Origin of the sequence: Chryseobacterium daecheongense (assembly GCA_027920525.1) — a bacterium.
GTDB classification, from domain to species: Bacteria; Bacteroidota; Bacteroidia; order Flavobacteriales; family Weeksellaceae; genus Chryseobacterium; species Chryseobacterium proteolyticum.
In genome coordinates this window covers 1,160,899-1,184,298 of record CP115858.1, presented here as the reverse complement: position 1 = coordinate 1,184,298, position 23,400 = coordinate 1,160,899, and the positions used below count along the sequence as shown (strand labels likewise).

The window sequence follows — 23,400 nt, the reverse complement described above, 5'->3', positions numbered from 1 at the left end:
ATGGAAACTCTACTTCTATACTTTGGGAAAGTAATTGTATGTTGTGGTGTAACATTTTTGTATTATCAGTTGTCTTTAAAGGACAAGACATTTCATCATTATAACAGATTCTATCTGTTATCGGCTATATTACTTTCATTGTTATTACCTCTTATGAGGGTTGATGATTTTACTATAGAAGTGAATAATGAGGTGTATTTGTTGCTCAATAAATTACAGAATTTTAATTCACATAAAAACATAAGCAATGACCACATTTATTTTAGAATTATTTTTTCAGCTTTGGGACTGGTTTCTTTCTATTTTTTAGGAAGGCTTATCTATGGGATCATCAGGATCCAACAGCTTAAAAAGAAATTTCAAAAAGAGAGTTTTGATGGTATAAATTTTTACCATACAAACCTTACTGAAGCACCGTTTTCATACTTTAAAAATCTATTCTGGAAGAATTCAATACAGTTGAATTCTGATATTGGGAAACAGATCTTAAAGCATGAGATGGTACATATTGAACAGAAGCATTCCTTTGATAAAATTTTTATCGAAGTGATTACCTCAGTCTTCTGGTTCAATCCGTTCTTTTATATGATGAAAAAAGAACTCGGTCTTATCCATGAATACCTGGCTGATAAAAAAGCCGTCAAACAATCGGACACAAAAGCATTTGCGCAGATGCTTTTAGCAAGTCACTTTTCCGGAACACAGTTACCTGCAACCAGTCCGTTTTTAAGTTCAAATCTAAAAAAACGTCTAAAAATGTTACAAAAACCCAAAACCAAATTCGGGTATGCGCGAAGGATTTTTGCATTACCGGTTTTATTTACAGTGGCTTTTGCCTATATGGTAAATGCGAAGAATAAAGAAATAAAAGAAACCAACATAGCGATCCGGGAAGCAGTATCCAGAATGGAAGAACAGCCTGAAGCCAAAGTTCAAAATGTAACTTCCATTACAAAAGACACCATTCCTGCCAAAATCGGTAAAATTGATGATTCACAACAAAAGCTGTTAAGAAAAAAAGAAACAGAGAAATTAAAAGATCTTGGAAAGAAAATCCAGGAAAAAAGTATGGCTCTGAAAAGCCTTAAGCCGGAAAGTAAAGAGTTCCAGAAGAATGTAGATGAGCTTAATGATCTGTCAGCTGAAATGGGAAAAATTACAAGTTCCGATGATTTCAGAATGGCTTATACCATTAATGGAAATGAAATTAAAAGAATTAATGACTTTTTCAAATCCGATGAATGGAAGAATAAAGTGAAAGAGCTCAAGAATATGAACGTTGAGATTCCTGAAATACCTGAAATTAATTTCGATTTCCAGGATATGCCAACGCCTCCGGTTCCTCCGACAGCTCCTCGAATGAAAGCATTAAAGTTCAGTGAAATTAAGGATATGAAATGGGATGCAGCAGAACTTGCCAAGGCTTCCGAGAATGCAAAAGGAGCTATGGAAACGGCTGCGAAACGAGCGAAACTCGATAGAAAGCGTGCCAGGCTTAACGAAAAAAGAGCTAAACTTGATGCAGAAAGAATGAAGCTGGATGCAGAAAGAAGAGCATTGGATGGCAACAATAGAAGAGTTTATGTGTATACATCCAGTTTTAGCGATTCGGATAATCCGGTGACAGTGAGGCTGAACTCTAATTTTAAAGATGTGAATACTTTTACAGTTCCAAGAGTAAACGGATCCGCTAATAATTACGGTAACATGAAATTATACATTAACGGAGTAGAGGTCACCAGAAAAGAATTTGATGCTATTAATCCAAAGGATATTAAAAGTATGAATGTGAATAAACGCACAAAAGACGGAGATCCTTCAGGAGAGATAAGAATTCAGACAAAATAATAAAGTTCCAATTGGCTTTGTCAATCCAGAATTGGCAAAGCTTTTTATGTCTCAATAACCTATGAAAAATAATATTTTACTTTTTTTACTTTTGAGTATACTTACTCATGCCCAGGCAAATAGGTTTTATTATGATTATAAGTATATCTCGGATTCCACCAACAGAGCGGATATAAAAAGTGATGTAATGCTCCTGGATATTGATAAAAATGGCTCAAAATATTACAGCCGTGAAAAATTTGTCTCCGACTCTACAACAAAAGCGGATATCACAAAACAAATGAAAGGCGGTTTTGGAGAAAGTATTAATATCAAAAAAAATATGAAACCGGGTGTGATTGCTACAAGCGTTACCAAAACATATCCCGACTATAAGGTTGTACTTTCAGAAAAAATAGGAAACACAATCTATAAAATAGCAGAAGATCAAAAACCTGAATGGAAGATTCTTTCTGAAAAACAAAAAATAGGAGAGTATAACACCCAAAAGGCAACAACAACCTATGGAGGCAGAGAATGGACTGCCTGGTTTAGTACCGATATCCCTTTTCAGGACGGACCTTATAAATTCTATGGATTACCTGGTTTAATTGTGAAGCTTGAAGACAAAACAGGTTCGCATATAATGACTTTGATTGGAAATAAAAAGACAAACATAAGCCAGGAAGAAGACATACAAATGCCGGGAGTAACCATGATCGGTTTGGGGGGCAAAGATATCGAAGTAACAAAAAAACAGTTTAAAAAAGCCTGGAAAGATTATCAGGCAGATCCCACAAAGGACATGAAGCAAACAATGAGCACACTTCCGGCCGGAGCTGTCGTAAGAATGAAAAATAAGGATGGGAAAGACATTGATATGAATGAAATGTACAGGAATATAGAGAAAAGGGCGAGAGAAGAAATGAAAAATAACAATAATAAAATAGAGCCTGATCTTTATAAATAAAATAAAAAATCCCGAAATGAATTCGGGATTTTTTATGCAATATGGTTAAGCTGTTAAGCCAATTTCTGAGAATCTGCAATAAACTGAGCTAATCCACTGTCTGTAAGCGGGTGCTTTAACAGGCTTAAGATCGGAGCCAGTGGCGAAGTGATCACATCAGCACCGATTTTAGCACAATCAATAATGTGCATAGAATGACGGATAGATGCTGCTAAAATCTCAGTTTCGTACATATAGTTGTCAAAAATCAAACGAATCTCCTGGATAAGGTTAAGCCCGTCCGTAGAAATATCATCTAGTCTTCCCAGGAATGGAGAAACATAAGTTGCTCCTGCTTTTGCTGCTAAAAGAGCCTGTCCCGGAGAGAAAATCAATGTACAGTTCGTCTTGATCCCTTTGTCCGAAAAATATTTTAATGCTTTAATACCATCTTTAATCATCGGAATTTTTACCACAATGTTTGGATGGATTGCTGCCAATTCATCTCCTTCTTTGATCATTTCCTCATATGTTGTAGAAAGTACTTCTGCAGAAATATCACCATCTACAATTTCACAGATCGTTTTGTAGTGGTTCTTGATTGCTTCAGCTCCCTGGATACCTTCTTTAGCCATTAATGAAGGGTTAGTGGTTACACCATCTAAAATTCCAAGATCTTTAGCTTCCTTAATTTGCTCTAAATTAGCAGTGTCAATAAAAAATTTCATTTTGTTACATAGATTTATTCCTGCAAAGATAAGGAATACTTTGCGAGTGGAAAACTTAGTTGCTGTTTTGTTGGTTTGAGACTGGAAGGTAGATATTAAAGGTTAGAGGTTAGAGGTTGGAGGTTGGAAAACATAAATAGTCTGTCGGATATCTATTGATTGTCTACTATTTTATCCTATTAAACTATTTTCTAAATTTGTCATATATGGAAAATAATCTGTTTACAGCACGGCTTGAAATTATAGGAATTAATCCTTTTGTTTTCATTCCTGAAGAAATATTAAAAACAATTTTTGAAGTTTCAGGAAGAGATAAGAGCCCTATTCCTGTGAAAGGAACAGTGAATGGTGTGGAATATAAGCAGAATTTAATGAAGTATCTCGGAGAATGGAGATTGTATATAAATCTTGTCATGTTAAAGAATTCTCCCAAAAGAATTGGTGAGATAATAGAAGTTTCAATAGAATATGATAGCTCGGACAGGAGTATTGTTATTCATCCTAAACTTGACCAGGCGATCAGGGAAGATCCTGTTACCCTGCGTAATTTTGAAAGTTTAATTCCTTCAAGAAAGCTGGAATTGGTCCGTTATATCAATAACCTTAAAACCGAGGCAAGCATTGAAAGAAACATTGATAAAATTATAAGACATCTGAAAGGAGAAACCGATTTCTTCGGTAAAATGATCAAATAAAATACAGAAATAAAAAATCCGGAAATTTTCCGGATTTTATTTTTTATGAATTTAAGGTTTTGCTAAGTTTTAAAGCATCTTGATTGGTAGGGTCATACTGTAACGACTTAGCTATATGTTCTTTTGCTTTATTACGGTCGCTTTGCTGTTCTGAAAAGGCCAGATAGAAATAAGCATACGCAAGGTTTTTCTTGTTTTGCTCTACTTCCTCAGGTTTTACAGTTGCTATATACTTTTCATAAGCAATTTTAGCATTGGCATCATCTTTAGCAGCCTGATATGCGTAAGCCTGGCTGTAATATGCCGGAGCCCAATCGGGTAATAAAATAGATATCTTTTTCCAGGTTGCCACTGCATTGGTCCAATCTGAAGCATCCTGGTAAGCTGCAGCTAATTTAGCTAACGATTCTGTATCCTTTGGATTGGCTTCAATTTGTTTTTTAAGACCCTCAATACTGGTGTCTCCAGCTTGAGTTGTTGCAGCTGTATTGGCTGTTGTTTTGGTACTATCTACCTGTGCATTAACCAAACTCATTCCTCCTACAAATAATAAACCTAAAAATAGATTTTTGATATTAATTTTAACGATTTTCATAATCTTATATTTTATAATTCTACATTTTGAAATTCAATAATAATTCCATAAATGGCTAAATTTTAGAGGCTTTAAGTTTTTTTAGAAAATATTAACGGATACAGCTATTTTTTTTAGCTTAATTTTTGATTCGTTGTGGTTTCAGTTATCTTTGTACTTCAACTAGTTTTATAACCACAATAATTTCATTGTATGAATATCATATTAGCTTCGACATCAACCATTTTCGGTGGCGAATACCTGGAATATTTAAGAGAAGAATTAATACAATTATATAAGGGTGTTGATGAAATCATCTTTGTTCCTTATGCAAGGCCTGGAGGGATATCCCATGACGATTATACGGCAAAAGCCCGTTCTTTTTTTGAAACAATAGGTATTAAAGTAAAAGGCCTTCATGAATTTGACGATAAAGCCGCTGCTTTATATAATGCGAAAGGATATTTTACAGGAGGTGGAAATACATTTTTATTGGTTAAAACTTTACATGAGGAAAATCTGATGTCGGTTTTAAAGAATAATATAGAACAAGGTAAGCCTTATTTAGGATGCAGCGCGGGAAGCAATATCGGAGGACAAAATATGAAAACAACGAATGATATGCCTATCGTTTATCCTCCAAGTTTTGATTGTATGGGCTTAGTCCCTTTTAATCTGAACCCTCACTATCTGGATCCAAATCCGGAATTAAAACATAACGGCGAAACCCGGGAAACCAGAATTCTTGAATTTCTAACCCAAAATGACTTAAAGGTAATCGGGTTGCGTGAAGGAAACTGGATCAGGAGAATTGGTGGAAATATAACGGTTGAAGGAAGCGAACTGACAAGGATTTTTGAGAAGGGAAAGGCACCCTATGAAATTGAGGCAGGAAGCTCATTAATCTGATCCCACTATCTTTTTTTATATTTGAATAAAGAATGGACTATTCAGCAATGATATAGTCAACATAAGTTGCGAAATAATCAATCACCATAACAATGATGCAATGAAAAAAACACTTGGTGTTCTTATATTATCTACACAAATAGTTTTTGCTCAGGATATCGCTCAAAAATTAGACGATGCTACAAAGGATCTTATGAATTCTTCAGGAGGAGTAGCATCCAGTTTATCGTTTTATGTAACCGATGAAAACGGGCGTTTGATTTACGATTATCAGGGAAATAAAGGACTTTCGACTGCTTCCACGCAGAAAATATTTACGGCTGGGGCAGCATTGGAAACCTTAGGGAAAAATTATACTTTTAAAACAACAGCCGGTTATTCGGGTACGATTTCAAAAGATGTTCTTAACGGAAACCTGTTGATCAGCTCTAATGGTGATCCTACTCTGGGAAGCTGGAGATACGAAGCATACAAACCTGAAAATTTTAAGAAAAAGCTTATCGAAGCAATCAAAACGCAGGGAATTGCAAAGGTTAATGGAGACCTGGTGATCGATGATTCATATTTTGACCATCAGACGATTCCCGGGGGCTGGCCCTGGGACGATCTGGGGAATTATTACGGCGCCGGAGTTTGGGGGATCAACTGGAGAGAGAACCAGTTTGATATCAACATCAACGGCACTACTTTTAAAAGCTTTTCCTATCCACTGGAAGGAGTTCAATGGTTAAATGACCTGAAAGCCGGTGGGAGTTCGGATCAGAGCCTTATTTTCACGGCACCACACTCGGATGTGGCATTGATTAACGGAACTTTACCTGCCGGTAAAACGGTTACTGTTTCAGGATCAACTCCAAATCCTCCTTTACAATTGGGAGTAGAAGTAAAACAGTGGCTTAAGGAAGCCGGAATTAGCTTTTCAGGGAAGGTTATTACGAATTCCCAACTCGAAATTGAGGGGAAACAGATATTTGAAGTTCCTAAGAAAAATATATTTCTTACGTATCAATCACCGACGTTAGATAAGATTATATACTGGTTTCTAAGAAAGAGTATTAATCTGTATGGAGAAACTCTTATTAAGACGCTGGGGAAAGAGAAAAAGGGAAATTCAAGCTTTAAAAGCGGAGTTGCCTATCTTAAAGAGTTCTGGAAATCCAATGGGATTAATCCGAATATGATCAATTTTGCAGACGGAAGCGGGCTTTCTCCTCAGAACTATGTATCGGCAAAAGCGGAGGTACAGGCTCTTTTGTATGCTAAAAAGCAACCATGGTTTGATGCCTATTATGACGGATTCCCAACGCAGGAAAACGGGATGAAAATGAAAAGCGGAACTATGAGGGATACAAAATCTTTTGCGGGATATCAAACGGCAAAGGATGGAAAAAAATATGTATTCTCCATTATCATCAATAATTATCAGGGAAGCGGAAATACGGAATTACAGAAAATTCTGAATATTTTAAAATAAAAAAGGTATGAAGAATCGTCCGTTTTTATCGAGAATCAATAACTGGTTTGTATTTACGTTACTTACCGTGATTGTTATTGCTTTGATTGTTTCATCTAATATTCTCATTAAAAATTTAAGGGAAAAAGAGGCTGAAAGAATTAAGGTTTTCGCTACTGCGATAAAGATTCTTCAGGACAATAAGCAGAAAAGTTCTGAGACCCAGGAGCTGTTGTTTGCGATATTAACGGAGAATGATCAGATTCCATCAATTTTGACGAATGAAAATAAAGAACCTTTTATATTTGAAGGGAGTTCAAGAAATATTGCCAAAGAAATTCTTGAAAATCCCGGAGAACTAAAAAAGCTAATCTCAAAAATGGAAAATAATTATGCTCCATTTGAGATTGAAGTGGCAAACGGTGATAAGCAGTTTGTATTTTATGATAACTCTTCATTGCTTAACAATTTGCGGTACTATCCTTATTTCTTAGGGCTATTTATCCTATCCTACCTGTTATTTTCATTCTGGTTTCTGAGGACGATTAAAAAAACGGATGAAGGATATGTATGGGCAGGTCTGGCAAAGGAAACCGCACACCAGATCGGAACTCCGCTTTCATCCATGATCGGATGGATGGAGATTATGAAACTGGAAAATCCTGATTCTGAAGGAATCGAAGAGATAGAAAAGGATATTGAGAGGCTGAGAACCATTTCTGAACGATTTTCAAAAATCGGATCTGTGCCGGAGCTTAATGATATGAATTTTAATCAGATGATTCAGGAGAATTATGAATATTTAAAATCCAGGATTTCAAGTAAGATAAGTTTTACCCTGCAGCTACCGACATATACTATTCTGGTTCCGCATAATAAGATCCTGATGAGCTGGGTTATTGAAAATCTGGTGAAAAATGCCGTAGATGCTATGAAAGGGGAAGGATCTTTGCAAATGTCCGTATTTGAAAGAAATAAAAATATCCTGGTAGAAGTGAAAGATACGGGTAGCGGGATGACAAAGCAGCAGGCAAGGAATGCGTTTAAACCGGGCTATTCAACAAAGAAGCGGGGTTGGGGATTAGGATTGTCGCTTGCAAAAAGGGTAGTGCAGGAATACCATAACGGTGACATAAAGATTTCACAGACAGAATTGGGCAAGGGGACTACTTTTAGGATAACAATTAAGAAAGGATAAGAAAGTCTGTAAAAATAAAAAAAGCGGGGATTGTTCCCCGCTTTTTCATTAAGTATTGTTTATTATTTCTTTCCTGTTAACCACTGATCCTGCAGTTTTTGTTCTGCCGGTGTAGGATTGGCTTTGTATTTAAGCGTTTCCATGGTTAGCTTATCAAGGATTGCTTTTCCTTTCAGCTCTATTTTATCAGTCTTATCTCCATTTTTTCTAAGAACTGTTACTGTCACGGGTTGTCCTTCTTTGATGGTTTTGGTATAATTGATAAATGCCTGTATATTTTTCACATCAATAGTTTTTCCGTCTATTGCATAGATCTCATCCGTAATTTTAAAACCAATGCTCTTCGCAAAAGGAGATAAAGGAGAGTTTTCATCAAAAATGAAAGTATTGTTTTTCTCGTTAAATCCTGTTTGGTTTGGGTCTTTAATAAACCAGAAGATTGGTGGAGTTTCCTGTTTTGTTATTTCCACACCTACCTGGTTTAAATAGTCAGCATAAGGTGTTGGCTGATTTCCTGCAATATATTTGTTGTAAAAATCTTTAACTTGCGGGTAGCCGGTAACAGTTACCAGTTCATCGATCAGTTTGTCGTCCTTAAACGGTTTGTTTTCACCAAATCTCTGTGATAATTTTCTGATCATATCACGATACCCCATCTCACCGTTGGATAACTTTCTAAGCTCAATATCCATACACATCGCCAGTAAGGCTCCCTTTTCGTAAACATTTCTGTACTGATCCTTGTAAGGCTCTACAAGAACATTTTTACTCATTACGGTAAACGGCATTGTGTCGTCATAGTTCTTAGAATTGGTGATTTTTTCACCTATTCTCTTCAGGAATTCATCCTTGTTGATCAATCCTTCCTGGATTTGGAATAAATTTGCGAAATACTCTGTTCCTCCCTCATACATCCATAGATGTTGAGACATTTTAGGATCTGCATAATTGAAGTAATGAATTTCTTCAGAGTGAGTTTTCAGTGGGTTTACCGTATGGAAGAATTCGTGTGAAACAACATCGGTAATGGTTTGATCGATAGCTTCTTTAGGCATGGCCTCCGGTAATACAACACTTGTAGACTCATGGTGTTCCAATGCCCCGAAACCTTTAATCTGGGGTCCTTCTCCACCTGAAAGGTAAAGCATGATCGCATACTTTTTATTGGTATTCATATCACCCAGGAATTTCTTTTGGGCAACGACCATTTTTTCAAGGTTGGTTTTAAAGTCAGCTGCTTTATACTTTCCTGTCGGAGAATAAACGCCTAAAACCAGATCCATACCGCCTGCATTAAAAGTAATATAGTCCGGTTTGGTGTACATTAACGGAGAATCTGTCACTTTTGCATAGTTAGCCAACGTAAAAGTGTCTGTAGCTTCTGATTTATCCTGATCTACGAGGGCAGTGGTTCCATAGAAATCAGCGGGCTTCTGAATGACCAACTGGTAAGGAACATCCTGCATATCATCTATATATCCTATAAACCCATGGGTATTGATTAAAAATACTTTTCCAGCTTCAATATCAGTTCCAGACGGAGAAAATACCGCTTTGTGTTTTTCAGTATTCAATTCATCATCAAAACTGTCATTGACCAGATAAGTTACCTTTGATAAAAACTGAGCATTTTTAAGTGCATAGGAATTGTCATCCACTTTCGTGTAGGCCAGCTCTCTTCCTTTGTTATCGAAGAATTTGATACCTTCTATAAATCTTCCGTAATCATCCACGGAATAAGTTCCGGGAACTGTTTTAGGAAAATGGAATTTTACATTGCCGGATTTCATTTTAGGAAATTCCATTGTTACCGCCACCTTATCGTCTTTTACATTCACCAGGTCAATATTGGTTTTAATAGACTGGGCATTGGCCAAAACAGTGGCTAATATACCTAAGCTTAGTGCTATTTTTTTCATTGATTAGAATTTATATTAAGTAGTTGTTCTAAAAATGATTTTGTTACAAATAAGATTCCATTGTGGTATTAAACTTTTCTTAAAATGGCAAAAGCCCTTCTGCATTTCAGCTTATTGTACCTTCTTATAATTCACGTAATAATTTTTATTAAACTCAACAGGAGTACCTTTTTTCAATTTTACCGTTTGCCATTCCTCCGTTGGATTTATAGTTTGCTCTCCGTCAATTCTGATAGGAAGCTTGAAGTTCTTAACAACATTGGTGTATCTGAACTTCAATGCTTCTCCTTTTTGAGAGTATTCCAGTGTCGGAACTTTAATAGTTCTCAAGTACTGGTTGAATACACTGGAAAAGTCAATGCCTGATTTCGAATTGATGTAGTTTTCAATTTGCTGAGTAGTTACCGTCTGGTGGTAGAATTCCTTATTAAGACCTCTTAAGATCTGTCTGAACTTATCATCATTGTTGATAACCTGTCTGATTGTGTGGATCATGCTGGCACCTTTAGGGTACATGTCACCGCTTCCTTCATTTCGAACTCCGTATTTACCGATAATCGGGATGTCATTGCTTATGATATTGCGTATTCCGATAGCATATATATCTGCTGATTTTTTATCCAGGTATTTTTCTGTAAAAAGAACTTCCGAATAATTGGTAAAACTTTCATGGATCCACATGTCAGCCTGATCTTTTGCGGTAATATTATTGGCAAACCATTCATGTCCGCTTTCATGGATAATGATAAAATCCCATTTCAATCCCACTCCCGTACCGGACAGATCCCGTCCCAGATATCCGTTCATATATTGATTACCATAAGCTACGCTACTCTGATGTTCCATCCCCAGATACGGAGAGTCCACGAGTTTATAAGAATCCTCATAAAAAGGATACGGACCAAACCAGTACTCAAAAGCGGATAGCATTGGTTTTACCTGCTGGAATTGCTTTTTTGCTTTTTCTAGATTATAATCCAATACCCAATAATCCAGATCCAATTTCCCTTTTTCCCCGTTAAAAGTATCTTTAAAATTGACGTATTTTCCAATATTAGGAATAATGGAATAGCCGTTGATCGGGTTTTTAACTTCCCAAGTATATATGGTTTTATCTCCGTCCGCTTTTTTATCGATTAAACGTCCGTTTCCAACCCCAACAAGACCTTTGGGAGCAATGATTTTCATAGTAATGCCATTATCCGGCTCGTCACTCCATATATCCTTTGTAGGAAGCCATATAGAAACCCCTATGCCTTCATCAGCGACGCTCATCCAAGGATTTCCTTTTTCATCCTTGGTAAAAACCCAGCCGCCATCCCAGGGTGCTTTTTTTGCAATCACAGGATTTCCGGAATAGGTGATATCAATGGTGTATTTTTCGCCTTTTTTGAAGTTTTTATTTGTGGTGATGAAAATGAAATCCCCATCCTGTTTGGTGTCGGCAATCGGAAAGCTGGCCTCCACTTTATCGGCTTTCATAGGTTTTTGAAGATCGATCTGGAAAGTAGGGTTGGTGACATCTTTGATGATTTCAAAACTGATCTTGTTGGTTCCTTTAATGCTTTTCTGATCAAAATCCGGTTCTACGGAAAGATCATATCTTTTTACATCCCAAAAGTTTCGGAATTTGGTGTTAGAACCTTTTAAAGTGTCCTGCTTTGTAAATGTTTCCGGTTTTTCGAAGAATTGTCCAAAAGCAAGTCCTGATGCAAGTAAAAGTGAATATGAAAGTTTTTTCATCTGATATCAAATTATTAATCTATCAAAAATAGAAAATTAATTGAAGATAAATTGTGAAAGCATAAAATAGTTCTTAAAACTAATATTGGTGACAACGGGCAAAACAATAGCCCTGATTGAAGTGAAAATCCTTTTTGTAAAAAAGATTGTAACGGAAAGCAGGATTAAGCTCCTGAAAAAAAATAAATCGAGTGGTTATATCCATAAAAAAATCCCGCAGATTAATCTGCGGGAATATGGTAAGAAGACGCTTTCGGTCTTCGTTTTTTGCTGACACTACTTCTGAACGACAGGCAGGTTTCCTTCACGTTTCTGAACCTTTTTATAGGTATAAGAACACATGACAATACTGAATTCATACAACAACAATAATGGCAGGGCTGCCATAATCATACTTAAAACATCAGCAGGAGTAATAATAGCTGCTACAACCATGATGAGCACAATAGCATGTCTTCGATATGTTTTCATGAATTTCGGGCTGAGAATTCCGATCGTCGTAAGGAAATAAATAAGGATAGGAAATAGAAAAACCACTCCCATACCTAATACAACCTGTAAGAATAACGTGGTATAATCGCTCAGATCATAAAGAGGAACGATAATATCGGAAATTTTGAAAATCACCCCAAAGTTGACGGCAAAAGGAAGAATCAGAAAGTACCCTGATAAAACCCCTGACATAAACAATATCCACACCGCATTGATAATGAAGATCGAATTTTTTCTTTCTTTCGGATGTAATGCAGGACTGACGAAACGCCATAGCTCCCAGACTATATAGGGAAATGCCAGAACAATCCCCCCAAAAATAGAAACCGCCATCATGACATTGAACTGCTGATAAAGCCTTTGTACACGAACAGGAAATTCTTTTGGAAGATGTATGCTGTCTTCTCCGAGGATCATCCTCGAAAAGTGATTAACAATTTTAAAAGTGGGAAAGTCATTTCTGGTAGGACCGAAAAAAATATGGTCCATAATCCAATTGATATTAAAGCCAATGATAAAAGCGGCAATAATAATAGCAATAATTGAGCGAATCAGATGCCCTCTTAATTCTCCAATGTGCCCAAGAAAGGACATTTCCTTTTTTTCTTCCATTATATAGAATCTATCTAGAATATTAAGGTCTTACAAAGTAAAAACTTTATAATATATAAGCATGCAAAACTATGAAATTATAATGAGTAATTGTAATTATTGATTATGATTTTGCTGTCCTTTTTATATAATCACTGATCCCGGTAAAAAATTACCGGGATCAGTTTTGAGATTTCTACTTTTCTTGTTTTTCCAATATTTCCAGCACTTTTTCACCAACCGCTCCTCCTGATTGAGGATTTTGGCCTGTAACGAGTCTTCCGTCAGCAACGGCGAAAGAAATAAAATCTTTATCGGCTTTTACATAGTTGGCACCTTTGCTTTTTAAAACATCTTCTGTCAGATAAGGCATATGGTCAGCTAACTCAGCTGCTACCTCCTCCGAATTTGAAAAACCGGTAAGTGTTTTCCCCTTAATCAGTAATTCACCATCTGAAAGCCGGATGTTAAATAAACCTACAGCACCATGACAAACAGAAGAAACAATTCCTCCGTTTTCATAGATCTTTCTTGAAATATCCTGTAACTCCTTATTGTCAGGAAAATCCCATACAACACCATGTCCTCCGGAATAGTAAATAACTTCATAATCTTCTGCATGAATATCCTTAGGCTCTAAAGTATTTGCCAACTTTTCCCTGAAGGATTGATCTGCATAATATTTCCAGTCCACCGGTTGTACAAACATTTGGAGCGAAACAGGATCAAGAGGAGTGTAACCACCTCGGGGGCTTACAAAATCGATTTCATATCCTTTTTGGGATAATTTTTCATAAAAATGAACTGCCTCACCTAGCCATAAACCGGTTGCACGATCCATTTCAGGGTATTTTTCCACACTTGTGACTACGATTAATGCTTTTTTCTTCATGTTTTTTTGTATTTGTTCTTACAATATATGGATTTTAAAAAAATTGGCAAGGGTAAAAATAAAGTTCCGGCTTGCGAAGCAAGCCGGAACTTTATTTTTATAAGATGTTATTTTTTAGATAATTCCTTCGTCCAACAATTTGTGAAGGTCTATAATTCCAAAGTATTTACCATTTTCGGTTACAATAAGCTGGCCGATATTGTTTTCTTTTAAAACTTTCATCGCATCTTTTGCGAGAACATTTTTTTCAATGGTTTTAGGATGGGCAGACATGATATCTTTGGCCAGAACCTTAGATAGGTCTTCATCTTTTAACAGCATCCTTCTCAGGTCACCATCCGTAATCACACCGATGATTTCATCTTCTTTTGTAACCACAGTAATTCCATGACTCGATGCGCTGATTGAGATAATTACATCCCGTACAGGTGCATTTTCGCTTACCTGTGGTTTTTGTGATGAAAGGAACTGTTCAACCCTTGCGGTTAAGTTTTTTCCTAAGCTTCCTCCGGGGTGGAATTTTGCGAAATCGTTTTCTTTAAAGTCGTTGAGTTCCATCAGGCAGATTGCCAAGGCATCTCCCAGTGCCATCTGTATGGTAGTAGAACTCGTCGGAGCTAGTTTATTGGGACAGGCCTCAAGGTCCACATGGGTATCTAAAATGATTTCAGAAAATTCTGCCAGTTTGCTTTTTCTGTTTCCTGTCATTCCTATTAATGCTGAAGAATAATCTTTTAAGAATGGAACAAGATTGGCAATTTCAGGTGAATTTCCGGAATTGGAAATGCATAAAACCACATCCTGTTTCTGGATAACTCCAAGATCCCCATGAATGGCTTCCGAAGCGTGAAGGAACTGGGAAGGAGTTCCTGTGGAATTGAGCGTGGCAACAATTTTATTTCCCACATGAGCAGATTTTCCTATTCCAACAACAATTAATTTTCCTTTTGCTGAATGAATAACCTCTACTGCTTTTACAAATTCATTGTCTATTCTGCTTTTTAATTTTTCAAGTTCTGAAATCTCTATTTCTAATGTTGTTTTTGCTATTGAAATGATATTTGCTCTTTCCATTTTTACCTTTACAATTTGTATACAAAATTCTCCCGATATAAATTTATACTTTAAAAAGAATATTTAATATAAATTTTATTTTTTATAAATTCGTTCGCTTTTATTATAAGCAAAAATTTTATAACTTTGGATTAGATGCAAATTTAGCAATAGAAAATTAGATGAGCGCAAAAAAAGCCAATTTATCAGGCGAATTGAAAAAGTATTTCGGGTTTTCTACTTTTAAAGGTCAACAAGAACAAATTATAGAAAATCTGTTACAAGGGAAGGATATATTTGTTTTGATGCCGACAGGGGGAGGTAAGTCATTATGTTACCAACTTCCGGCACTCATTTCTGAAGGGACGGCGATTGTAGTTTCTCCCTTAATCGCATTAATGAAGAATCAGGTAGATGCCGTAAATGGTCTTTCATCTGATGATGGAGTAGCACATGTTTTAAATTCATCATTAAATAAAACGCAAACCAAGCAGGTCTTTGATGATATTAAAAGCGGGAAGACAAAATTACTTTATGTTGCTCCTGAATCATTAATTAAAGAAGATTATCTGGATTTCCTTAAGGAAGTTAAAATTTCATTCTTTGCTATTGACGAGGCTCACTGTATTTCAGAGTGGGGACACGATTTCAGACCGGAATACAGAAATCTGAAATTGATTATCGATAAAATTGCCGACGTTCCCGTTATTGCACTTACAGCCACGGCAACTCCTAAGGTTCAGGATGATATCCAGAAAACATTGGGAATGACGAATGCATTGGTATTTAAGGAAAGCTTCAACCGTGCTAATTTATACTACGAAGTACGCCCGAAAGTCAATGTAGATCTCGAAATCGTAAAATTTATAAATCAGCATAAGGGAAAATCAGGAATTATATATTGTTTAAGCAGGAGGAAAGTAGAGGAATTTGCGCAGCTTTTACAAGTGAATGGAATCAATGCATTACCATATCACGCCGGTCTTGACCAGAAGGTAAGAGTGGCTAATCAGGATAAATTCCTCATGGAGGATGCTGATGTTATTGTTGCAACCATTGCTTTTGGGATGGGAATTGATAAACCGGATGTGCGGTTTGTAATCCATTACGATTTTCCGAAGTCATTAGAGAGTTACTACCAGGAAACGGGACGCGCAGGAAGAGACGGTGGAGAAGGACACTGCTTAGCCTTTTATGATCCGAAAGATATCGAAAAGCTTGAAAAGTTCCTTGCTCAAAAGCCGGTTTCAGAAAGGGAAATCGGATTACAGCTTTTAAATGAAGTGGTAGGTTATGCTGAAACATCTATGAGCCGGAGACAGTATATTTTGTATTACTTCGGTGAAGCTTTTGATCCTGTTAATGGAGAAGGAGCTAAAATGTGTGATAATGCATCAAATCCTCCAAAATTAAAGGATGCTACAAAAGATCTGAAGAAAGTTCTGGAACTGATCAGGGAAACTGGAGAAAAGTTTAAATCCAAAGATCTTATCTCAGTGATCTCGGGCAAAGAAAGTGCTGTAACCAAATCGTATAAGCTTGAGCAAAGTTCATATTTCGGTTTCGGGAAAGATCAGAAAGATAACTATTGGAAAACGATCTTAAGACAGGCTACTGTTCAGAATTTTCTACAAAAAGATATTGAAACGTACGGTGTTTTAAAGATTACGGATAAAGGCCTACAGGTTCTGGACCATAATTTAGATCACGTGTTTATGATAGCAGAAGACCGCGAATTTGACCTTACACAGTCAAAAGCGGAAAGTGATCAGGTGCAGATGCAATCCGGAGGAGGACTGGACCAGAATTTATTTGGTCTTTTAAAGGAACTGAGGAAAAAAGTAGCTAAAAAATACGGAATTCCTCCTTATACGGTATTTATGGATCCTAGTTTGGAAGACATGACGGTTCAGTATCCGATCACAGTGGAAGAAATTGCCAAGATTTATGGAGTAGGGGAAGGAAAAGCCAAAAAGTATGGAAAGGAATTTGCCGACTACATAAAAACCTATGTTGAAGACCATAATATTGAACGTACTCAGGATATGGTACTGAAGCAGGTAGCGAATAAATCGAGCCACAAAGTATTTATTATTCAGAGTACCGATAAGAAGATTGATCTTGAGGATATTGCAAGAGCCAAAAATTTAACAATGAATGAATTGTTGAAAGAAATGGAAAGTATTGTATACCAGGGAACGAAGCTGAATATTGATTACTATATTGAAGATAATTTCGATGAAGATATTGTAGATGGCTTCATGGAATTCATGAATGATTCTGAAAGCGATAGCATGAAAGTGTTGCTGGATGAATTCGGAGATGAGCTTTCTGATGAAGAGGTCAGAATGTTAAGGATAAAATTCATTAGTGACGTAGCTAATTAAATTAAAAATATGAACCTTATCCGATCATGGGTAAGGTTCTTTTACAATGATGAAAAAGATTTCTGTTATTTTTATTCTGCCGGATTTGGAAACCGGAGGTGCAGAAAGAATTATTACCACAATTGCAAATCATCTTTCACGGGATCATTTTGAACCTAAGATTTTGCTTTTACGGAAACAAGGAGGTTATCTTAGCTTTCTTGAAAAAGATGTTGAAATTATTGATATCAATACAGAAAGAATCAGACATTCATTAAAGCCTATTTTATCGGAGATCTATAAAAGGAAACCTGATATTGTATTTTCAGGATTTGGTGAGGTAAATGCTTATTTATCATTGTTTATAAAGCTTTTTCCAAGGACGAAGTTCATTGCCAGAGAAACAAATGTGGTAAGTGAGCATGTGACGCGGAAAGAAATTAAATTCTTTTATAATTTTTATAATAACTATCAACGGATCATCGCACAAAGTGATGACATGATGAGGGATCTGATGAAGAACTTCAATATAAAATCGGATAAGATTGTGAAGATCAATAATCCGGTGGATTTTGATTTTATCAATCAGAAACTTGCCGTTTCCCAAAAGCCGGAATGCTTTGCGTACAATTACAAAAATGTTGTGGCCATTGGAAATTTATCTTCAAGAAAAGGATTCGATAACTTGCTGAAAGTTTTTTCCCGATTAAAAAATGAAAATATTCTGCTCCATATTCTGGGGGATGGAAAAGACAAAGAAATCCTGCATCAGATGAAAGATTTTCTGGGATTAAAACATGTATTTTTCCATGGAAGACAGGAGAATCCCTATCAATACTTAAAATACGCGGACCTTTTCATTCTTTCTTCAAGATATGAGGGATTTCCTAATGTATTATTGGAAGCCGGTGCTTGTGGAACTTATGCTCTTGCCAACAACTGTCCCGGAGGTATTAATGAAATCATCCAACATCAGGTAAACGGTGAGATTTCGGATATCAATAATCATGAAGATTTTTCCCAAAAGATCATGAGTATCTTGCATCAGACCTATGATAAAGAAGCCATTAAAAGTTCTATTAAATCAAGGTTCTCCAAGAATATTATTCTCGATAAATACGAAAAACTTCTGTTGGATGTAGTTCGTAATTCATAATAAAAATTGTTAATAGGTTAATTACTAATTATTAAACCAAAGGTAATCATGGAGAAAATAATTAAATCGTTTGCAATAGCTATTTTGATGGTGAATTCTGTAGCTCTTATGGCTCAGAACACCCAGCTTTCCAGAAAAGAGTTGCTAAAAACAGGTCTTGATCAGAAAGTTAAAACTGCGGAAATTCAGGAGGTCACAATAGCTGCAGGCATAGCGGCACCGGAGCATCTGCATCCTTGTCCGGTATTGGGAATAATAAAATCAGGAGATGCTGTTTTTCAGATAGAAGGACAGCAAAAAATAATACTCCATGAGGGGGATGCTTTTTATGAACCAAAAAACGTTAAAATTCTTCATTTTGATAATGCATCAGCTGAAAAACCACTCATTTTTTCAGCAATTTATTTAAAAGAAGGAAATGAAGAAAATATCAAACTATTGAAATAACTCCTGTGAAAGATAGGATGTCCTGTTATCAATTCTAAAATTGATAAAACTCACTTTGGTGCTTGGTAATTTATCATTAAATTTGTAAGACTTAAGATAGATAATAATAAACAAATTCATAAAATAACATGAGTCAATTCGATGTTACCGTAATAGGTTCTGGTCCTGGTGGTTATGTTGCTGCAATTCGTGCTGCGCAATTAGGCTTCAAAACAGCAATTATTGAAAAATATTCAACTTTAGGCGGAACTTGTCTTAACGTTGGATGTATTCCTTCTAAAGCACTTTTAGATAGTTCCGAGCATTTCGAAAACGCAAAACATAATTTTGCAGGTCACGGAATCATTATCAATGATCCTCAAGTAGATATTGCAAGAATTATCGAGCGTAAAAATGAAGTGGTAAAGCAAAATACAGATGGGATCAACTATCTGATGAGCAAAAACAAAATTACTGTTTTTGAAGGTGTTGGAAGTTTTGAATCAGCTACTCAGATTAAAATCAGCAAGAAAGATGGTTCTTCAGAAACTATCGATTCCAAATATACAATCATTGCAACAGGTTCCAAGCCATCTTCATTGCCTTTTATTACGCTTGACAAGGAAAGAGTAATTACTTCTACTGAAGCTTTGAATCTTAAAGAAATTCCTAAGCATTTGGTAGTTATCGGAGGTGGGGTAATCGGTCTTGAGCTAGGTTCAGTATATTTAAGATTAGGATCTCAGGTTACTGTTGTTGAATTTATGGATAAGATCATTCCTGGAATGGATGGAGCATTAAGTAAAGAATTACTGAAAGTTCTTAAGAAGCAGGGAATGAAATTCATGCTTTCTACAGCTGTTTCTGCTGTTGAGAGAAATGGAGACTCTGTAAAAATTACAGCTAAAGATAAAAAAGGAGAGGAAATTACTGTTGAAGGAGACTATTGTTTGGTTTCTGTGGGTAGAAAGCCTTATACAGATGGTTTAGGTCTTGAGAAGGCTGGAGTAGAGCTTGATGAAAGAGGCAGAGTAAAGGTAAATGATCATTTACAGACCAATGTTGCCAATATCTATGCGATCGGAGATGTGGTTAAAGGGGCTATGTTAGCACATAAAGCTGAAGAAGAAGGCGTATTTGTTGCTGAAACTTTAGCAGGTCAAAAGCCACACATTAACTACAATCTTATTCCTGGTGTAGTATATACATGGCCTGAAGTTGCCGGAGTTGGTAAAACTGAAGAGCAATTAAAAGAAGAAGGTGTTGCTATTAAAGTAGGTTCATTCCCAATGAGAGCATTAGGAAGAAGCCGTGCAAGTGGTGATATTGACGGATTGTTAAAAATCATTGCTGATGAGAAGACAGATGAGGTTTTAGGAATGCATATCATCGGAGCAAGAGCCGCAGATTTAATTGCTGAAGGTGTAATTGCTATGGAATTCCGTGCAAGTGCAGAAGATATTGCAAGAAGTTCTCACGCTCACCCAACGTATGCTGAAGCTGTTAAGGAAGCGGCATTGGATGCTACAGGTAAGAGACCAATTCATATGTAGTATTTACTCAAAGATTAAAAATTTCAAAATTGATATAAAAAGAGAAACCAAAACTTGGTTTCTCTTTTTTTGGCATAAAAATAGAGATGCTGATATAAAAGTAAAATAATGAAAAATATATTTATTGGTTTAGCGATGTTTACCGGAATTTATTCTTTTGCTCAGGAAGCTGGAAAAGCAGGAGAACTGTTAAAAAATGAAGCTTCCGTGACTGAAATGAAATCTTCAGCGGCCAAAGGAAATCAACAAAATAATACTACTAAAAGCAATTCAGGCTTTCGAAACGGTAATCAAAATAATGGTTTTAAAAATCCCAATTATCATTGGAACCAAAATTATGGATATGCAGAAGTTTTTCTGAGGATTCCTGAACTGGGATATTTCACTGTTGAACTTGGTGATCAATCCATTTCAAATAATTCCGGAAAATACCGTTTCTTTGATTTGCAATCCGGGAGAATGCCCATATCAATTTATGATAATGGATTTTTAATTTACAGATCGACTCTGATGTTAAGGAATAACAACAGATTGGTACTCGATTTTTTTACCAATGAAGGTTTATATTTATTGGATTCTTACCCGGTTCAGGACGGATCTTATGGCTTCAACGACTGGAATGATATATGGAATAACCCTTATGGTAATCAATCCGGAAACTGGAATCAACCAGGCAATACTATGGATGCCCGCACATTCAGCCAATTTTTTGAAATGCTTCAGAATAATGAGAAATTTGATGACGGTAAAATAGCATTGATTAATCAGCAGATGCGTACTTCTTTTTTTACTTCACAGCAGATAAGGGATCTTGTAAAGTCGTTGAGTTTTGATAAGAATAAATTGACCCTGGCGAAATCTATGTACCGAAAATGTGCAGATAAGAACAGGTATTTCATGGTGTATGATGCTTTTGATTTCGAAAGCAGTAAGCGGGAATTAATGGAATATATAGCAAACTCATAATAAGCATCTAGACAAATTTTAAATTTAAATTATGGAAAGATCAGAATTGGAATTGTATTTAAAACGGTTGGGAACGTACTGGAACCATGAAGATAACGGCGAGCTGAAAGGCTTGCAGAAATTACATCAGTTACATCCTAAACATATTGTATTTGAAAATATTGATTCTTTCATGGGCATCGTTCCTTCTTTAGACATAGGTGCCATTTTCCATAAACTGGTTACACTTCAAAGAGGTGGATACTGTTATGAACAAAATATACTGTTTAAAAATATCCTGACGAGCTTAGGGTTTACTATCAAAATGCATCTGGCCAGAGTCCTGTGGAATAGTGCCAATGATAAAGCAACGGCAAGATCACACATGATGCTCACTACGGATATTAAGGGTCTAAAATACCTTGTAGACGTGGGTTTCGGTTCAATGACGCTTACCTCACCCATATTACTTCAGGCAAATATAGAGCAGGAAACTCCAAATGGAGTGTTTCGATTGGTTAACAATGACATTTTTTATCAGTTGGAAGTTTTGAAGGAAGAATGGCTTCCGATCTATAAATTTTCACTTGAAGAAGTGGAGCAGCCTGACCTGGAAATGGCAAATTGGTTTGTGGCCACTGGACCTGATTCTGTATTTGTTAAATCTCTTATGATTTCCAGTGTAGATGAAAAATCCAGATATTCCCTTTTTAATCATGCATTCACTATACGCGGAAATGATGGAAGAAAAGAAAGTCTTGAAATTACTAAGCCTGATCAATTAAGGTTTATCCTGGCCACACATTTTAATCTTGACAAGCTTTCGGATCAATTATTAAGCACAATGTATAACAAGCTGAACGAAATCCGGATTCGTTTTCATACAACTTAATAACCGGTCGATGAATAATCAACTTTGTAGCTAAGTTCTCTTTTAAAATAGACCTCTTTATAAATATAAACTGGTAAAGGAATATTGGGTCGGATTAATAAAATTAAATCAGGAAATTCAGGGAAATAGAAGTTGACGGAATTATTTCTGAAGGAGTCATTTTATATTTCCGTACCTTTGCAGACTAATTTTATCATCAATGCAACTCGGAAGAACTCAAACTTTAAAAATTTCAGAAAAAAATAATTCAGGATGGATCCTGATCGATGAATCGGGTGAAAAGGCTTTTTTACCAAAGGTTTTCGCTCAGGAAGATAAGGAAATTGAGGATGAAATTGAAGTTTTTGTGTATCAGGATGATGGTAAATTAAAAGCCACTACTGAAATTCCATTGGCTGAAGTAGGAGAGTATGCAGTAATGACCAGTGTTCAGAGTTTACCTAGTGGTGCTTTTATGGATTGGGGAATTATTAAAGATTTATTCATTCCTTATAAGCAACAAAAATCCAAAATTATTGAAGGCAAGAGATATCTGGTATATCTTTATGTAGATGAGGATCTGGAACTGATCACAGGAACAACAAAGTTTAAAAGAAACCCTCAATATGAAAATCTGCCCTTCCAGAAAGGAGATAAAGTAGATCTGATCATGATGAATGAAAGTGAACTGGGTTGGAATGTTGTCATCAATAAAAAATACATAGGATTGGTCTATGCTTCTGATGTTTTCAAAAAGCTATATCCGTTATCTGAAGAAAAAGGCTACATTAAAGCCATTCGTGAAGACGGTAAGATTGACGTTTCCTTACAGCCTGAAGGTTTTGAAAATATTGATGAGTTTAAGCAAAAAATCCTTACCAAATTAGAGGAGAACTATGGTCTTCTTTACCTATCTGATAAATCTACTCCAGAGGAGATCAAAGATGAAATCCAGATGAGTAAAAAGAACTTCAAGAAAGCAATCGGAGGTCTTTATAAAGATAAGATCATCGATATTATGGAGGATAAGATCAGATTATTATAAATATAAAACGAGCAG

Annotated in this window: 20 protein-coding genes; 13 read left to right on the top strand and 7 right to left on the bottom strand. The window is 36.0% G+C overall.

What is annotated here, in order from left to right:
- A complete protein-coding gene (locus tag PFY10_05110) occupies window positions 1–1,848 on the top strand; it encodes a hypothetical protein (protein ID WBV57824.1) in 1,848 nt (615 codons plus the stop codon).
- 61 nt (window positions 1,849–1,909) lie between these two features.
- Complete coding sequence (locus PFY10_05105) at window positions 1,910–2,797, top strand: GLPGLI family protein (GenBank protein ID WBV57823.1); 888 nt, start codon at window positions 1,910–1,912, stop codon at window positions 2,795–2,797.
- A 53-nt stretch (window positions 2,798–2,850) separates the two neighbouring features.
- Here the strand turns inward: PFY10_05105 and fsa are convergent, their stop codons facing one another.
- Entirely contained in the window at window positions 2,851–3,504 is a 654-nt protein-coding gene (fsa, locus tag PFY10_05100) for a fructose-6-phosphate aldolase (GenBank protein WBV57822.1), read from the bottom strand.
- 206 nt (window positions 3,505–3,710) lie between these two features.
- On the opposite strand from fsa, the gene PFY10_05095 reads away from it, so the two are divergent.
- Window positions 3,711–4,199 (top strand): YdeI/OmpD-associated family protein, encoded by a 489-nt coding sequence (locus PFY10_05095; protein WBV57821.1) that lies wholly within the window; start codon window positions 3,711–3,713, stop codon window positions 4,197–4,199.
- Window positions 4,200–4,242: 43 nt separating this feature from the next.
- On the opposite strand, the gene PFY10_05090 is transcribed toward PFY10_05095, so the two are convergent.
- Window positions 4,243–4,794, bottom strand: coding sequence for a hypothetical protein (locus PFY10_05090; protein WBV57820.1), 552 nt, complete (start codon window positions 4,792–4,794; stop codon window positions 4,243–4,245).
- A 192-nt stretch (window positions 4,795–4,986) separates the two neighbouring features.
- On the opposite strand from PFY10_05090, the gene pepE reads away from it, so the two are divergent.
- From pepE to PFY10_05075, 3 genes are all read left to right on the top strand, one after another.
- The gene (pepE, locus tag PFY10_05085) at window positions 4,987–5,682 is read left to right on the top strand and encodes a dipeptidase PepE (GenBank protein WBV57819.1); all 696 of its coding nucleotides are present in this window, start codon (window positions 4,987–4,989) and stop codon (window positions 5,680–5,682) included.
- A gap of 100 nt (window positions 5,683–5,782) precedes the next feature.
- The gene (gene dacB / locus PFY10_05080) at window positions 5,783–7,156 is read left to right on the top strand and encodes a D-alanyl-D-alanine carboxypeptidase/D-alanyl-D-alanine-endopeptidase (GenBank protein ID WBV57818.1); all 1,374 of its coding nucleotides are present in this window, start codon (window positions 5,783–5,785) and stop codon (window positions 7,154–7,156) included.
- A 7-nt stretch (window positions 7,157–7,163) separates the two neighbouring features.
- A complete protein-coding gene (locus PFY10_05075) occupies window positions 7,164–8,333 on the top strand; it encodes a HAMP domain-containing sensor histidine kinase (GenBank protein WBV57817.1) in 1,170 nt (389 codons plus the stop codon).
- 62 nt (window positions 8,334–8,395) lie between these two features.
- Here PFY10_05075 and PFY10_05070 read toward each other — a convergent pair whose 3' ends face one another.
- The 5 genes from PFY10_05070 to PFY10_05050 form a co-directional block, all read right to left on the bottom strand.
- Window positions 8,396–10,252 carry a peptidase M61 gene (locus PFY10_05070; protein ID WBV57816.1) on the bottom strand — a complete coding sequence of 619 codons (1,857 nt, stop codon included), beginning with the start codon at window positions 10,250–10,252 and terminating at the stop codon, window positions 8,396–8,398.
- Window positions 10,253–10,363: 111 nt separating this feature from the next.
- Window positions 10,364–11,995: a M1 family metallopeptidase gene (locus PFY10_05065; protein WBV57815.1), complete on the bottom strand. Its 1,632-nt coding sequence runs from the start codon at window positions 11,993–11,995 to the stop codon at window positions 10,364–10,366.
- Window positions 11,996–12,271: 276 nt separating this feature from the next.
- Window positions 12,272–13,099, bottom strand: coding sequence for a twin-arginine translocase subunit TatC (gene tatC, locus PFY10_05060; protein WBV57814.1), 828 nt, complete (start codon window positions 13,097–13,099; stop codon window positions 12,272–12,274).
- 175 nt (window positions 13,100–13,274) lie between these two features.
- Window positions 13,275–13,970 carry a type 1 glutamine amidotransferase domain-containing protein gene (locus PFY10_05055; protein WBV57813.1) on the bottom strand — a complete coding sequence of 232 codons (696 nt, stop codon included), beginning with the start codon at window positions 13,968–13,970 and terminating at the stop codon, window positions 13,275–13,277.
- A 114-nt stretch (window positions 13,971–14,084) separates the two neighbouring features.
- Window positions 14,085–15,044: a KpsF/GutQ family sugar-phosphate isomerase gene (locus PFY10_05050; GenBank protein ID WBV57812.1), complete on the bottom strand. Its 960-nt coding sequence runs from the start codon at window positions 15,042–15,044 to the stop codon at window positions 14,085–14,087.
- Window positions 15,045–15,205: 161 nt separating this feature from the next.
- Between PFY10_05050 and recQ the strand changes: the two genes are divergently transcribed.
- From recQ to PFY10_05015, 7 genes are all read left to right on the top strand, one after another.
- The gene (gene recQ, locus PFY10_05045) at window positions 15,206–17,410 is read left to right on the top strand and encodes a DNA helicase RecQ (GenBank protein ID WBV57811.1); all 2,205 of its coding nucleotides are present in this window, start codon (window positions 15,206–15,208) and stop codon (window positions 17,408–17,410) included.
- A 49-nt stretch (window positions 17,411–17,459) separates the two neighbouring features.
- Window positions 17,460–18,545, top strand: a complete 1,086-nt coding sequence (locus PFY10_05040) for a glycosyltransferase (protein ID WBV57810.1) — start codon at window positions 17,460–17,462, stop codon at window positions 18,543–18,545.
- Between the two features lie 48 nt (window positions 18,546–18,593).
- On the top strand, window positions 18,594–18,992 hold the full coding sequence (locus PFY10_05035) for a cupin domain-containing protein (GenBank protein WBV57809.1): 399 nt from the start codon (window positions 18,594–18,596) through the stop codon (window positions 18,990–18,992).
- Between the two features lie 128 nt (window positions 18,993–19,120).
- A complete protein-coding gene (gene lpdA, locus PFY10_05030) occupies window positions 19,121–20,524 on the top strand; it encodes a dihydrolipoyl dehydrogenase (protein WBV57808.1) in 1,404 nt (467 codons plus the stop codon).
- A gap of 108 nt (window positions 20,525–20,632) precedes the next feature.
- Window positions 20,633–21,490, top strand: a complete 858-nt coding sequence (locus tag PFY10_05025) for a DUF4476 domain-containing protein (protein WBV57807.1) — start codon at window positions 20,633–20,635, stop codon at window positions 21,488–21,490.
- 31 nt (window positions 21,491–21,521) lie between these two features.
- The gene (locus tag PFY10_05020; protein ID WBV57806.1) at window positions 21,522–22,361 is read left to right on the top strand and encodes an arylamine N-acetyltransferase; all 840 of its coding nucleotides are present in this window, start codon (window positions 21,522–21,524) and stop codon (window positions 22,359–22,361) included.
- A gap of 199 nt (window positions 22,362–22,560) precedes the next feature.
- Window positions 22,561–23,385 carry a S1-like domain-containing RNA-binding protein gene (locus PFY10_05015; protein ID WBV57805.1) on the top strand — a complete coding sequence of 275 codons (825 nt, stop codon included), beginning with the start codon at window positions 22,561–22,563 and terminating at the stop codon, window positions 23,383–23,385.
- Window positions 23,386–23,400 lie beyond the last annotated feature (15 nt).

What these genes read in the sequence shown, in the direction of transcription:
- PFY10_05110 (WBV57824.1), top strand. Translation starts at nt 1, where the DNA reads ATGGAAACTCTACTTCTATACTTTGGGAAAGTAATTGTATGTTGTGGT.
- PFY10_05105 (WBV57823.1), top strand. Translation starts at nt 1,910, where the DNA reads ATGAAAAATAATATTTTACTTTTTTTACTTTTGAGTATACTTACTCAT.
- fsa (WBV57822.1), bottom strand. Translation starts at nt 3,504, where the DNA reads ATGAAATTTTTTATTGACACTGCTAATTTAGAGCAAATTAAGGAAGCT.
- PFY10_05095 (WBV57821.1), top strand. Translation starts at nt 3,711, where the DNA reads ATGGAAAATAATCTGTTTACAGCACGGCTTGAAATTATAGGAATTAAT.
- PFY10_05090 (WBV57820.1), bottom strand. Translation starts at nt 4,794, where the DNA reads ATGAAAATCGTTAAAATTAATATCAAAAATCTATTTTTAGGTTTATTA.
- pepE (WBV57819.1), top strand. Translation starts at nt 4,987, where the DNA reads ATGAATATCATATTAGCTTCGACATCAACCATTTTCGGTGGCGAATAC.
- dacB (WBV57818.1), top strand. Translation starts at nt 5,783, where the DNA reads ATGAAAAAAACACTTGGTGTTCTTATATTATCTACACAAATAGTTTTT.
- PFY10_05075 (WBV57817.1), top strand. Translation starts at nt 7,164, where the DNA reads ATGAAGAATCGTCCGTTTTTATCGAGAATCAATAACTGGTTTGTATTT.
- PFY10_05070 (WBV57816.1), bottom strand. Translation starts at nt 10,252, where the DNA reads ATGAAAAAAATAGCACTAAGCTTAGGTATATTAGCCACTGTTTTGGCC.
- PFY10_05065 (WBV57815.1), bottom strand. Translation starts at nt 11,995, where the DNA reads ATGAAAAAACTTTCATATTCACTTTTACTTGCATCAGGACTTGCTTTT.
- tatC (WBV57814.1), bottom strand. Translation starts at nt 13,099, where the DNA reads ATGGAAGAAAAAAAGGAAATGTCCTTTCTTGGGCACATTGGAGAATTA.
- PFY10_05055 (WBV57813.1), bottom strand. Translation starts at nt 13,970, where the DNA reads ATGAAGAAAAAAGCATTAATCGTAGTCACAAGTGTGGAAAAATACCCT.
- PFY10_05050 (WBV57812.1), bottom strand. Translation starts at nt 15,044, where the DNA reads ATGGAAAGAGCAAATATCATTTCAATAGCAAAAACAACATTAGAAATA.
- recQ (WBV57811.1), top strand. Translation starts at nt 15,206, where the DNA reads ATGAGCGCAAAAAAAGCCAATTTATCAGGCGAATTGAAAAAGTATTTC.
- PFY10_05040 (WBV57810.1), top strand. Translation starts at nt 17,460, where the DNA reads ATGAAAAAGATTTCTGTTATTTTTATTCTGCCGGATTTGGAAACCGGA.
- PFY10_05035 (WBV57809.1), top strand. Translation starts at nt 18,594, where the DNA reads ATGGAGAAAATAATTAAATCGTTTGCAATAGCTATTTTGATGGTGAAT.
- lpdA (WBV57808.1), top strand. Translation starts at nt 19,121, where the DNA reads ATGAGTCAATTCGATGTTACCGTAATAGGTTCTGGTCCTGGTGGTTAT.
- PFY10_05025 (WBV57807.1), top strand. Translation starts at nt 20,633, where the DNA reads ATGAAAAATATATTTATTGGTTTAGCGATGTTTACCGGAATTTATTCT.
- PFY10_05020 (WBV57806.1), top strand. Translation starts at nt 21,522, where the DNA reads ATGGAAAGATCAGAATTGGAATTGTATTTAAAACGGTTGGGAACGTAC.
- PFY10_05015 (WBV57805.1), top strand. Translation starts at nt 22,561, where the DNA reads ATGCAACTCGGAAGAACTCAAACTTTAAAAATTTCAGAAAAAAATAAT.